A 13,507-nucleotide genomic window follows, 5' to 3' on the forward strand; every position below is an offset into this window, starting at 1 on the left:
TGGAAAGATGAATCCGTATTTTGGAATCGTGGTTTCTTTAGCTGCGTACGGCATTGGAACGTATTTATTTAAAAAGTCAAAAGGTTTTTTCTTATTTACTCCTTTATTTGTGGCAATGGTACTCGGAATTGCTTTTTTGAAAATTGGTCATTTTTCTTATGAGGAATATAGCAGCGGGGGGAAGATTATCAGCTTCTTTTTAGAACCGGCAACAATTGCTTTTGCCATCCCTTTATATAAGCAAGCCGATAAATTAAAAAAGTACTGGTGGCAAATTCTTTCTTCTATTGCGGTAGGGTCAGTTTGTTCGGTAGCGATTATTTTTGCGATTGCTAAAGGTATTCATATGGATGAAGTTGTGATGAAATCAATGCTTCCACAAGCAGCTACAACAGCGATTGCGCTGCCATTGTCTCAAGATATTGGAGGGATTCCTGCTATTACTTCCTTTGCTGTTATTTTTAATGCAGTCATCGTATATGCGCTGGGCGCTTTATTTTTAAAAGTATTCAAGGTGAAGAATCCAATTTCGAAAGGATTAGCTCTTGGAACTTCTGGGCATGCGCTAGGAGTAGCCGTAGGGATTGAAATGGGAGAAGTAGAGGCAGCTATGGCAAGTATTGCAGTTGTTATTGTAGGCGTCGTCACAGTTGCCGTTATTCCACTTTTTGTTCAGCTAGTCATGTAACAAAAGCCTGAAGGAGTCAGAGATTTTCTGACTCCTTCAGGCTTTTGTTTGTTAATTAATACACCACTCCAAAATGTCGTGATGCGCAGTTTTGACAGGTTGTATGGTCAAAAAGACTCTCAGGAATGATAAATTCAAAACAAAATTGACATTGTTTGAATTGACTTTGTCTATAAAACATTGTCTCCAAGAAAATAGCTGTAATATGTTCGGTTATGTGCTTATGGGAACGTTGTTCTAAAGTGGACCATGGAATAGACTGATGCTCTATGTAAATCGGACAGGAAGTATAGGGTGTATCCCATTGAATGGCTTGATATCCAAACGTAAGGCCATGATGAGCTGCTGATGTAAATATGATTAGGTTTTGATGGAATTCTGGCAGAGGTAATTCTAGTTTTTGATCTTTAAGCGATCTCGTTTTGGAATGAAGGTTATACAATTTAATTTGAAAATGAATCCACTGAGTGGCGTGAACGGTTATTGACATGTTTTAAACCTCCAATTCAGACTCTTTTTTTATCATAATTGATTTCAAAATAAATAAACAGTAGGCAAAAAGAAGATAACAAAATTTTATATAGATTACTTATAAGGCGTAGGGAAAGGTGATATAAGCATAGCATCCTTTTTTCTACCCCTTTTTAAAGCATATTAATCTTCTATATAAAAGCTTGCTTTCAACGAATGATATCGGCGTATTCATAAGCTTTAAACAGATTTTAATGTTAGAAGTTATAACAAGGTTCATTTCTTTTAGAGAAGTTTATGAAATAATAAAAACTGTATATTTTACGGTCTGAATCTATGTGTTGGAGGTTTTTATATGACGAAACAAAAGCTAATATTAATCGGAAATGGAATGGCAGGAATGCGCTGTATTGAAGAAATTCTTATTCATTCTCCAGATTGTTTTGATATTACTGTTTTTGGAAGTGAGCCTCACGTTAACTATAATCGAATTTTATTATCAACCGTTTTACAAGGCAGTACAAAGCTTGAAGATATCAATATTCATTCTTTAGCATGGTATAAGGAAAATAATATTACTTTATTTAAAGGAGAAAGCGTTACGCACATAGACACCAAGAGAAAAATAATAAAAACAGATAAAAACAGAGAGACGATGTACGACAAGCTTATTCTTGCTACTGGTTCGAGCCCGTATATGCTCCCCGTTAAAGGGTCTGACAAAGAAGGTGTCCTCGGTTTTCGTACCATCGAAGACTGTCAGGAAATGATTAAAATTTCTAAACAGTATAAAAAAGCAGCGGTTATTGGAGGGGGTCTGTTAGGGCTGGAAGCTGCTAGAGGACTATTAAATTTGGGAATGGATGTTCAAGTCATTCATCATTCGGGTTTCTTAATGGAGCGACAGTTAGACAGAGCAGCATCTGCTATGTTAAGAGAAGAATTAGAAAAGCAAGGCATGAGTTTTCTATTAAACAAACATACGGATGAGATTATAGGGGGAAATCGAGCAGAAGGCGTCCGATTTAACGATAGCAGCAAAATTGCAGCTGATTTAGTTGTAATGGCTACAGGAGTGAGGCCAAATGTTAATCTAGCTAAAAAAAGTGGAATAGAAACAAATAGAGCAATCATCGTAAATGATTATTTAGAAACGAGCACCCCGGATATCTATGCAGTAGGTGAATGCGCGGAACATCGAGGGATGACATACGGCCTTGTTGCTCCTCTTTACGAACAAGGAAAAGTCTTAGCACGACACCTTTGCCAAATAAAAAACGATGGTTATCGCGGGTCCGTTCTTTCCACTCAATTAAAAATATCAGGAATAGACGTTTACTCAGTCGGAGAGTTCAAGGAAAATCAAGGTACAAAAGCCATTACGATTTCGAATATGTTAGATGGTATATACAAAAAAGTCGTTTTTCGCAAGGGGAAAATAGTGGGAGCTGTTCTTTTTGGAGATACCAGTGAGGCTATAAAGCTATCACAAATGATTAATGAAAAAAAGGATTTGTCGCAAGCGGAAAAAGTACAATTATTTCCTTCTCAACATGAAAAAGAGAATGCAGTAACTTCTATGCCACTTACAGATATTGTATGCAACTGTAACGGTGTAACAAAGGGAGCCATTATTGAAGCAGTACAGAAAAATGATTTAACGACAGTGGATGAAATAAAAAATTGCACGAAAGCTTCTGGTTCATGCGGAGGATGCAAACCCCTTGTAACAGATCTTTTAACATATATTCAAAGCGATGAGTTTGATGAAATCATTGAACAAAAAACCTTTTGTACATGTACACATTTATCAGAAGATGAGCTGGTAAGAGAAATGCAGCAATATCAATTTGAGACGGTTCAGCAAGTAAGAGAAATATTAAAGTTTAAAGACATGAAAGGCTGTTCGTTATGTGAAGGCGGTCTTCATTACTATTTAGATATGATGAATCCTCATTATGAAAACAATCGACATTCTTTATTTACTACAGAGAATGAACAGGCCGTTTTGCTTCACGATGGGACTTATGCAGTGGTACCGCAAATTCACGGTGGTCTGACAAATGTACAGGAATTAAGGAACATAGCAAATGTAGCTGAAAGGTACAACATCTCTAATATTCGTTTAACAAGTGATCAGCGCATTCAACTTATTGGAGTGAAAAAAGAATATCTTCCGTTGGTAAGTGAGGAAATAGATAGAGGACTTCAGCAGCTATATGAACGTACAGTTAAAAATGTATCTGTTTATATAGGAAAAGGAACGTGTATTTGTCAGTATGAACCTGCTCTTGCTTTATCAAATGAATTAGATAAACAGCTTGAATATGTAAAGACCCCATGTGATATCAAAATCAGTATTGCTTCGTGTTCTCACATTGCAGAGAATGTAACAACAAGTGATATAGGATTAAGAAGAATAGACAGAGGATGGGAAATATATGTCGGCGGAAGCAGCGCAGAAGCCAGAAGCGGGGAGCTGTTTTATGTGGCCGAAACGAACGAAGAAGCAGTAGAAATCAGCTGTTCTTTGATTCAATATTACCGTGAAACGGGGAACTATTTGGAAACCGTCGGGAGCTGGATCGAGCGAGTAGGAATTGTTCATGTCAGAGAAGTTTTGTTTGAGGTAGACAATCGAGAGTATTTAATGAAGCAGCTCAGTTCAGAGCGCTCTCGTGCAATCACATATTTATTATAGGAAAGAAGGGTGACCTACGATGACTGAGATGCTATTGAAATATTTTCGTGAGCAGCAAAAGCAAGTTGAAACCGAGCGTATCTATAATACTCAGTGTCCTTACTGCAGCATGCAGTGCAAAATGCAGCTAGTTGAACAAACACATGTAAAAAGGAAAACGTATAAAACAATTGGAACAGACAACCCTACTTCTCAAGGAAGGTTATGTATCAAAGGAATGAATGCGCATCAGCATCCTTTGCATAAAGATCGGATTCAATATCCTTTATTAAAAGTAAACGGAGAGTTTGTAAAGATTTCTTGGAAAGAAGCTCTTCACTATATTAAGGAAAACGTTGCAGAGATTCAAGAGAAGAATGGAGCAGATGCGCTAGGTGTTTATGGAAGTGCCTCTATTACAAATGAAGAAGCTTACTTATTAGGGAAATTTGCTCGAGTTGCGTTAAAAACAAAGTATATTGATTACAATGGACGCTTATGTATGTCGGCTGCTGCTTCTGCTGCTAGTAAAACATTTGGCATGGACCGAGGATTTACGAATAGCTTGCAGGAGATTCCGTTTACTGAATGTATTATGTTAGCTGGAACAAATATTGCGGAATGTCAGCCAACGATTATGCCTTATTTTGAGAAAGCAAAAGAAAACGGAGCCTTTATTATTGCAATTGATCCAAGAGAAACCGCTACAACTAAAATAGCTGATTTACACTTGAAACTTAAGCCGGGGAGCGATGCGGCATTAGCCAATGGAATCTTGAAGATCCTTATCGAAGAAAATTATCTAGATGAACGATTTCTACAAGAACGTGTCAATGGATTTGAAGAAGTAATTCAATATGTGGCGTCTCTAGAATTTAATATCATTGAAGAAATAACGGGAGTGCCACTTGAAGAGATGTACCAAGCTGCCCGTATGTTTGGTCAAAGAAAAACGGGAATGATTTTTACTGCTAGAGGGGTAGAGCAGCAAACAGACGGAAGTGCTGCGGTGCAGAATTTTTTGAATATTCTACTTTCTGTTGGGAAAATCGGTAAACCTCGCTGCGGATATGGGGCTATTACCGGTCAAGGAAATGGGCAAGGAGCCCGGGAGCATGGTCAAAAAGCGGATCAGCTTCCAGGCTACCGTTCAATCGAAAATCATGAGCACCGGATGTATATAGCAGATGTGTGGAACATAGAGGAGAAAGATCTTCCTAGAAAAGGTGTTTCTGCATATGAGATGATTGAAAAAATTCATGATGGTGAGATTAAAGGGCTGTTTTTGATGTGTTCAAATCCAACAGTTTCAAATCCAAATGCTAATTTTGTTAAGAAGGCTTTTGAAAAGCTTGAATTTCTAGTGGTAGCAGATATGTTTGAATCAGAAACGGCAAAATTAGCAAACTTGATCTTACCAGCATCTTCCTACTTGGAAGATGAAGGAACCATGACAAATGTAGAGGGAAGAGTTACATTACGCGAAGCTAGCTTTCCATGCGGCGGCGAAATCAAACACGACTGGGAAATACTATGTGAAATTGCTAAAGCTTTAGGGAAAGAGGAGCATTTTTCATTTTCATCAGCTGAAGAAATATTTAATGAACTGCGAATAGCAAGTAAAGGAGGGATCGCGGATTACTCTGGTATTACGTACGAACGATTACGAGAGGAAAAAGGAATTTTATGGCCATGCAGAAGCTTAACAGATAAAGGAACCGAGCGCCTGTTTGAAACGCGTTTTGCTCATAGTGATGGAAAAGCGATGATGGTCCCTGTCTCGAATCAAGCTATTGTACCTAAAGCAAAAATAACGGAAAAATATCCTCTCTATTTAACAACGGGGAGAGTGATGTCGCACTATTTAACGGGTGTGCAAACGCGAAAAAGTGCGTCTTTATCTGCTAGAAATTTCGAATCTTTTATGGAAATCCACCCGTTAACAGCGAAAAAATATGAAATTTTGAATCAAGAATTAGTACAAATTGAATCTTCATATGGAAGGATTGTGGTAAGAAGCAAATTTTCAGAGGGCATTCGGCCAGATACCGTATTTGTTCCTTTTCACTGGGCGGATTCTCAAAATGTTAATAACCTTGTTTCTGAGAAATTAGATCCCGCCTGTAAGATGCCGGGGTTTAAAGTAAGTGCTGTGAAGATTAGCCCTTCTGTAAAAAGAAACAGCTATTAAAAATGCTGATGCAAAAAGCCTCTTGAAAAAAGAGGCTTTTTGCATGGAATCAGGCAAGGTGCTTTTGGTTAATACGTACATTTTGTTTTTTGAATCCAGAATAATTTAGTAAGAGACAGAATAGGGCAAAAAGCGCTAGTAAGGAAAAACCAACAACGTAATCTCCGCTTGTATCTTTTATAAAGCCTAGCACAATAGGGGGAAAGAAGCCGCCTACTCCTCCGAATGCTCCTACGATCCCGGTAACAGCTCCAATATTTCCTGTTGAAACAGATGGAACCATTTTAAAAACAGCTCCATTTCCGATACCAAGAGTAATGGCTGCAAGTAAACAACCTACGCTAAATAGGGAGAAGGCAGTGATGGTAAATGCAATAAATAACCCTATTAGTAGCATTGCGGTAAAGACGAAGGTGAGTACTTTTTTTGCTCCGAAGACATCCGATAAATATCCTCCAAGAGGCCGTACAAACGTTGCTAGCACAACAAATACAGCTGTTTTCAGTCCACTGTCTACAGTTGAAGCGTTAAATTGATCATGCAAAATGGTAGGAAGATAGATGCTGAACGTTACAAATCCACCAAATGTTAAAAAATAGAAAATGGATAAAAACCACGTTTCTTTAAATTTTAATACCGATAAAGATTCCTGCAGCGTTTTGGGGGAAGCAACAGAAGGGTGGTCTGAAGTTCCTACCCATAATAAAAGAGCCATTAAGGCTACCGCAATTGCTAAACTCCAAAATACCCAAGGCAAGCCAAAAGAAAAAAAGATAAGTGGAATACTAAAGCTTGCTACCGCCGATCCTAAGTTGCCCATCCCAGCAATTCCTAAAATAAAACCTTGCTTTTGAGGTGAATACCATTTAGAGACATAGGTAATGGAAATAGCAAATGTTGTTCCAGCCATGCCGATAAAAAATGCCCAAAAGAGCAGCATAGAATAAGAATGAGTAAAGCCTGCACAAATGGTAGGGAGTAAAAGAGCCAGCATAGTCAAAGAATAGACTTTTCTTCCCCCGAAGCGATCTGTTAAAATCCCCATCGGGATTCGCATGAGGGAACCTAATAAGACGGGAGTGGCAATTAAGACACTTTTTTCAGCATTGGTTAATGAATACATTACTTGAATATCTGCAGCGATAGGTGCGAAGACAGACCATACTGAAAAAGCAATAATCATAGATAAAGTCGAGATAAGAAGTACAGATAAGGGCCGTTTAGAAAACATTACTTAAAAACCTCCTTTTTTATATCCAGCGTAAAGCTGTTGCAATATGGTAATTATGATACTACGCTTTCTTTCTTATGTATCATTCTGTGTTAGGTTTTCTTCCGTACTTTTACTGAAGAGCGGACCCAGATAAAAGTGGAGAGATAACTTAGACTTACACTTACACTTAGACTTACACTTACACTTACACTCTATCTAAGTGCTGATGAAGAAACGGTTAAAAAGCTTTGAAAGAAACAGTAAGTAGAAATATTGTCGAAAGAATGGAAGGAAAATTGAAATTAGAAGAGATTAATAGAGTAAGCATCTATAAATTTGTGCTATCGAATTATAGCGAAATAAAAAATAATTCATATTTTATATAGAACACAAATTTTTGAAATAGAAGGTGGAAAAAGTGACAGAAAAGCATCCTCTTTCAGGTTATAAAAAGGATGATAATGGAGTTCTCTGGATATGGAGTTACGTTGGACAGGCTAGAGTGAAAATGGGGTATAAAGTAAAAAGTCTGCTTCACTATGAGCAATCTTCCTATCAACAAATCAGTATTGTGGATACAAAATGGTATGGGAAAATGTTGGTGCTAGATGGTACTCCACAAATTTCAACAGGAGAAGGGTTTATTTATAATGAAATGATTAGCCATGTGCCGATTATAACGCATTCAAATCCTAAAAAAGTTGCGATGATTGGCGGAGGAGACTGTGGTCCTGCACGGGAGGCCATGAAGTATGACGGAATTCAACAAATTGATGTAGTCGAAATCGATCCAAAAGTTACAGAAATCTGCCGCACATGGCTAACTCCGGCTTCTTGTTATGATGGTGAAACTAGGCTCAATATGATACATCGCGATGGAATAGATTGGATTCAAGAACAAAAGGGAGTTTATGATGTTCTCATAATTGATCGGCCTGACCCTGTTGGACCGGGAAAAAAACTATTTCAACCTGATTTTTATCAATATGTCTACAACAGCCTTAAGGATGATGGCGTGGTTGTTTTTCAATCAGGATCTCCTTACTACAATACTTCTACATTACAAGGCACAATTAAAAATTTAAAGGAGCTATTTCCAATTGTCCGCACATATTTAGTGACTATACCTCTTTTCCCTTGCGGCATTTGGAGTTTTACGATTGCTTCTAAAAAAATGGATCCTCTTCAGGCCGATTTGACGAAGCTACAGCATACAGATACTCAATATATTGATCCTGAAATTTTCCGTGCATCATTTGTTTTACCTAAATATATAAAAGAAATAGTAGACGGAAAAGATTCCTAAAAACTAAGTAGCGACGAATGTTTGTTGAAAGTCATCAATAATCTCGGAAAATATCTTCGTTATAGTAGTTCTGTGTTTGCTGCGCAGAGTCCGGGATAATTCAATTTGAAATGTATTAAAATTATGACTGTAACCTAGATAGCCGCTATTGTCACCTTGTCTGTGAAAGGCAATTGATTCGTTTCCAACAAATTTATTATCAAATATTACATGGATTTTCGGGAACGAATCTTCAGATTTTTTAGTCAGCTCCTGTTGGAACCAATCTTTAACTTCCTTTGAGCAAGATTGTCCATATAAAGTCCCCACTTCAATTGCATGAGGCCCGTAATGTGTGTCCTTCATTCCATGAAAAGATAAATGCAAATAGGGTGTTAAAAGGAAATTATTACTATCTATTATTTTTAAAGATTTAATAATTTCTTTGATTGTGCTTCTATATTCATGTATCCCCTCATGGTTTGTTTCATTTAGATTTCTATTTAAATCTGCTATGGTTCTGGAAATCGTACTAACGATTCCTGCACATCCTGTTTTCTTGACTAAATTTTCTACAATTTTATCCGTAAATAAATCAGCAGCGGGTGGTTCTGCATGAAGTGCATCCACGTGACAGCTTATAAAACCAGTTCCTTTGTTGTATTTTAAGTAGTTTCCATGAATGAATTTTAATGTCATTGACTATTTCTCCTTTTATATCGTTTGAAATCTATCCTTTCTATAATAAATGCAGTAAAAATAAAATCGGTGAATTATTACACGTGTTAAATACATACATAAAAAGTTTTTAGAGATGGTGGAAATAAATAGATAAATGTACAGGAGTATTTTGTATAGTTACATACTATAGGAGTAGCTGATTATTGTTATAGGGCATTAAAGTAGCAAAATACGATAGAAAGTTCTAATTAGGAGGCTTTAAAATGGATCCAATGAGAGAAGAGTTAGGGATATTATCTGATAAAGAAATGACGTTGCAAACTCTTAATCTGAATAATGTACCGTCTGTTGAATTAGTTGACCCCAAAACCTGTTCATATCCAGTGATAGGGAGGAAGTATGGTCACCATAGCGGAAGAGATATTGTCATCGTAAATACAAAGGATCAAGCAATATATGAAGGATATGATTATTTTACGAAAATGTATGCAATAGACAAAGAATATTTCCTAGAAGTGGAAGGGCTGAACGTAAAATCAGTACAAGTAGTTACTAGTGAACACGTTGTATTTAATGAAATACCCATTCGAACAAAAGCCTTCGGCTGGAAATTAGAACGGATAAACAGCATGGATGTACCGGAAATGTTGGTAAGCATAGCCATTCGAGCGCTTTATGTAACGGGAGCTAAAAGCGGCTTTGTCAAAATGGGGGTATTAGAAAATGGAGAGTGTATCGTCACAGATATTAACTCATCAGAAAGTGAATGGATAGAAAATCCATTAAAGCCTAGTGTTCTTTTTAGCATGGGTGCTGACGTTGAGTTTATGTTAAGTTGTGATGGAGAGCTTCTACCAGCTTCTACTTTTTTTTCTGTTGAAGGTCCGATAGGCTGTGATGAAAGACAAATAGAGCAAGATAGCGGTGAGTATGCATTAGTAGAAGTTAGGCCTGAAAAAGCGAATTCATCAACAGAACTATTTGAGAATATTCAAAAATTAATAGAAAAAGCATCTGCACAGGTACCATATGAAAATATTCATTTTCGGGCAGGCAGCATGCCGTTTTCAGGGTATCAATGTGGAGGACATATTCATTTTGGCATTCCGCTTTCTTTATCCTTATTAAGAGCTCTTGACCACTACCTTGCTATTCCCGTAGCGCTGATAGAAGAATCTAAGACCGCTAAACTCAGACGGAAGACGAACCATGGAGGCCTTGGACGCTATCGTGAGAAACCGTATGGATTTGAGTATTTAACTTTAAGCTCTTGGATTATCGACCCTAGAATTACTCTCTCCACTTTAGCTCTTGCTCAGCTAGTTGCTACCCATCATCATGAATTAAAAAGCGAATTTTTATTTCATCCACTTACGCAGCGTGCCTACTATCAAGGGAATAAAATCTTTCTTAAACGAATGTGGAAAGATATCAAGGCCAATCTTATGAAAACATCCAGCTATCCACACTATCAAAATGAACTATCTTTTCTATTTGAAATGATAGAAAAAGAAATTCCTTGTGATGAATCAAAGGATATTCGTAGGAATTGGAATGTAAAGATTTCTAAAGAAATCTATGACCGCGGACATATTATTCAAATCCCCAAAAAGCTCCGTTTAAAATACGGCCTCAAAGAGGGGCAGTCTACGATTGTTAGTGCAGGAAAGGCAATATCAACTGCAACTGTTCATTCTTATCCTTTTTCATTTCGCCATCCAAATATGGTTCAACTCTCTAAATCTCTCCGTGATAAACTATCTCTCCCGAAAGATTGGTGCCCCAAGCTATCAGCTTCAGAAGGCATCATAACTTTAGGTCCTATCATTGGCATTCTTGCTAACCGTCCTTTTGAAAGACAAACAACCTATTTCCATCATCTATGTCGCTTAGCAACTGAAAAGCGAATGCTTGTATATGTGTTTGAACCCGAAGATATTGATTGGGAGAAAAAATTGGTTAAAGGAACAACCATTAACGGTGAAGGGCTTTTTCCTTTTCCTGCTGTTATTTATGACCGTTATTTCATAGATGGTAGAAAGAATATTTTAATAGATGAAGTAAGGGCAAAACTCCAGGCGATTTATAAAATTCCTTTTGTTAATTCTTCAAATTTGTTTCAGCTTACGGGAGATAAGTGGGCAACATATGAACTTCTTATGAAAGAATATGAAGAATTTCTTCCAGAGTCACGTCTCGTACAAAATTCTGCTGACATTGCAGAAATGCTTGATAGCTATGGAGAAGTTTATTTAAAACCGCTTGGCGGAGCCTTAAGTAAAGGAGTCATGCGTATCGTTCGCCGACCAACAGGCATCTTTTGGTTCGATCTTAATAAAAAAGAGCTGCATCAATTCAGTAATATGGAAGAATTATTTACTTTGCTCTCTCCTTTGATGAAAAACAATCCTTATCTTGTTCAAGAAGGAATTCGCAGAAAACAGCATAAAGATAAAAATTTGGAAATACGGGTTTATATGCAAAAAAATGAAAAGCAAATTTGGCTTCGAACGGGTATGGTTGCGCGTCTCACCGGTGAAGATGTGCTAACGGAAGATTCTGAAACGAATATGCGCCTCAGCAAAATATTAAACAGTTTATATCCTGATCCAACAGACAGAAGGCTCATTATAAACCAATTAGCTAAAATATCTAAAAATATTGTTGCAACAGTAGAGGAGAAAGTAGGTCCTTTTGGGGAGCTGGCGGTAGATTTATGTATAGATCAGTACGGTTCCATAAAGTTACTTGAAATAAATGCAAAACCAGATAGTCTATTCTCACAAATTAGAGCCTACAAGCTGCGTACTTTGGCGGGGATTCGTCTGCTTAATTATGCGTCTTCACTGGCTGGTTACGAAGAAGAAAAGGAGGATGTAACATGAAGCACTTCACATTAAATGAAATCCTTAAACAAACGGGGGGAGACCTTTGTTATGGATCAGGAAATCCTGTTATTAAACATGCTATAAACTACGCTAAAAAGGATATAGAGGATCATACACTCATCTTTCATTTAGATAGAGAACCGATTAGAGGGAAGTATTGGAAAGAAAATCATTCAATTGTCGTTATAACAGATCACCCTGAGCTGTGCACGAACTTAGAGGGAAATATTATTCTTGTTAAAACAGCTCAATTAGAAGAGGCTTATTGGAAATTTATCGAATACTACCGAGGGCTTTTTGATCTTCCTGTTATTGGTGTTACAGGAACTTGTGGAAAAACGACCACAAAAGAGATGATCCGACAAATATTAATTGAAGATTATAAAGTGAAAGCTACGTGGATGAGTATGAATTCTATGTCTGTAAATCTACGTTATTTAACAGGTATTGATGATACGACAGAAGTAGCTGTTTTTGAAATGCCTGTCGCTTATCCGGGCTATTTAAAAGTTGCGTGTCGCTACTTTCAGCCACAAATACGAATTCTATTAAATATAGGCGTGCACCATCTCGCTGATTGTGAAACACCTGAAGAATATATGAAAGCAAAAGCCGAAATTGTAGAAGGCTTAGATCCAAACAGCGGCATTTTGATTTTAAACGCAGATGATGAAAATATTAAGAGAGTGCTTGATGTTAGGCACCTTCAAAATGTTGTATATATAGGTAAAAATGGTAGTTCCCAATTTCAAGCAAAAGATATTAAATATGCTAATGGAGGAATGGCTTTTACTTTAAAGTACCAAAACACAGAATACGATGCTTTTATCCCTGGATATGGTGAACATAATGTGTATAATGCACTGGCTGCCATTGCTGCAGTATTTTATGTGGGCGTTGATATTTCCGTTGCCATACAAAGACTTAGCTTGTTTGAACAAGTAGAAGAACATTTGGAATTTAAAAGAGGAATGAATGAATGTACGGTAATTAATGATACATGGAACTCTTCACCTTTATCGATGGCTACAGCTCTTGGAGTTCTTAGTGATATGTCAAAAGAGAAACAATCTATTGCTTTATTAGGTTACATGCCTCAGCTAGGAGAAGGACCTTATGCAATTAAACAATATGAAGATATGGGAAAAAAAGCAGCGGAATCAAAGATTGATATTTTAGTGGTAGTAGGAGAAGAAGCAAAAGCTATTGGGACAGGAGCTTTAAAATGTGGAATGGACCCTAATAAAGTCTATTTTTGTAAGACTGGTGATGAAGTATACAATGTGCTAGCGCCATATTTAAATGAAAATACAATGATTTTATTAAAAGTAACGCACCGTGTTATGACAAAACCTACTTTTAAGGAATTAAGAAATAAACTTATTCCAGACAACGAAGAGTAAAAGGAGG

Annotated in this window: 9 protein-coding genes; 6 read left to right on the forward strand and 3 right to left on the reverse strand. The window is 37.1% G+C overall.

What is annotated here, in order from left to right:
* The first annotated feature begins 7 nt into the window (after positions 1 to 7).
* Complete coding sequence (gene lrgB, locus BG04_RS15360; protein ID WP_013055484.1) at positions 8 to 688, forward strand: antiholin-like protein LrgB; 681 nt, start codon at positions 8 to 10, stop codon at positions 686 to 688.
* A 55-nt stretch (positions 689 to 743) separates the two neighbouring features.
* Here lrgB and BG04_RS15365 read toward each other — a convergent pair whose 3' ends face one another.
* A complete protein-coding gene (locus tag BG04_RS15365; protein WP_016763097.1) occupies positions 744 to 1,178 on the reverse strand; it encodes a hypothetical protein in 435 nt (144 codons plus the stop codon).
* Positions 1,179 to 1,514: 336 nt separating this feature from the next.
* Between BG04_RS15365 and nirB the strand changes: the two genes are divergently transcribed.
* Together nirB and nasC are read left to right on the forward strand one after the other, a co-directional pair.
* Positions 1,515 to 3,860, forward strand: a complete 2,346-nt coding sequence (gene nirB, locus BG04_RS15370; RefSeq protein WP_034654272.1) for a nitrite reductase large subunit NirB — start codon at positions 1,515 to 1,517, stop codon at positions 3,858 to 3,860.
* Between the two features lie 19 nt (positions 3,861 to 3,879).
* Complete coding sequence (nasC, locus tag BG04_RS15375; protein WP_034654271.1) at positions 3,880 to 6,030, forward strand: assimilatory nitrate reductase catalytic subunit NasC; 2,151 nt, start codon at positions 3,880 to 3,882, stop codon at positions 6,028 to 6,030.
* Positions 6,031 to 6,079: 49 nt separating this feature from the next.
* On the opposite strand, the gene BG04_RS15380 is transcribed toward nasC, so the two are convergent.
* Complete coding sequence (locus BG04_RS15380; protein ID WP_034654269.1) at positions 6,080 to 7,261, reverse strand: MFS transporter; 1,182 nt, start codon at positions 7,259 to 7,261, stop codon at positions 6,080 to 6,082.
* A 400-nt stretch (positions 7,262 to 7,661) separates the two neighbouring features.
* Between BG04_RS15380 and speE the strand changes: the two genes are divergently transcribed.
* On the forward strand, positions 7,662 to 8,549 hold the full coding sequence (gene speE, locus BG04_RS15385) for a polyamine aminopropyltransferase (RefSeq protein ID WP_034654266.1): 888 nt from the start codon (positions 7,662 to 7,664) through the stop codon (positions 8,547 to 8,549).
* Positions 8,550 to 8,552: 3 nt separating this feature from the next.
* Here speE and BG04_RS15390 read toward each other — a convergent pair whose 3' ends face one another.
* Positions 8,553 to 9,227 (reverse strand): hypothetical protein, encoded by a 675-nt coding sequence (locus BG04_RS15390; RefSeq protein ID WP_034654263.1) that lies wholly within the window; start codon positions 9,225 to 9,227, stop codon positions 8,553 to 8,555.
* 245 nt (positions 9,228 to 9,472) lie between these two features.
* Here BG04_RS15390 and BG04_RS15395 point away from each other — a divergent pair, with 245 nt between their 5' ends.
* Together BG04_RS15395 and BG04_RS15400 are read left to right on the forward strand one after the other, a co-directional pair.
* Entirely contained in the window at positions 9,473 to 12,094 is a 2,622-nt protein-coding gene (locus BG04_RS15395) for a putative amidoligase domain-containing protein (protein ID WP_034654260.1), read from the forward strand.
* On the forward strand, positions 12,091 to 13,500 hold the full coding sequence (locus BG04_RS15400; RefSeq protein WP_034654257.1) for a Mur ligase family protein: 1,410 nt from the start codon (positions 12,091 to 12,093) through the stop codon (positions 13,498 to 13,500). The genes BG04_RS15395 and BG04_RS15400 overlap by 4 nt, the downstream gene beginning before the upstream one ends.
* Positions 13,501 to 13,507: the final 7 nt, after the last annotated feature.

The sequence above is a fragment of the Priestia megaterium NBRC 15308 = ATCC 14581 genome (assembly GCF_000832985.1).
In the GTDB taxonomy this organism is placed as follows: Bacteria; Bacillota; Bacilli; order Bacillales; family Bacillaceae_H; genus Priestia; species Priestia megaterium.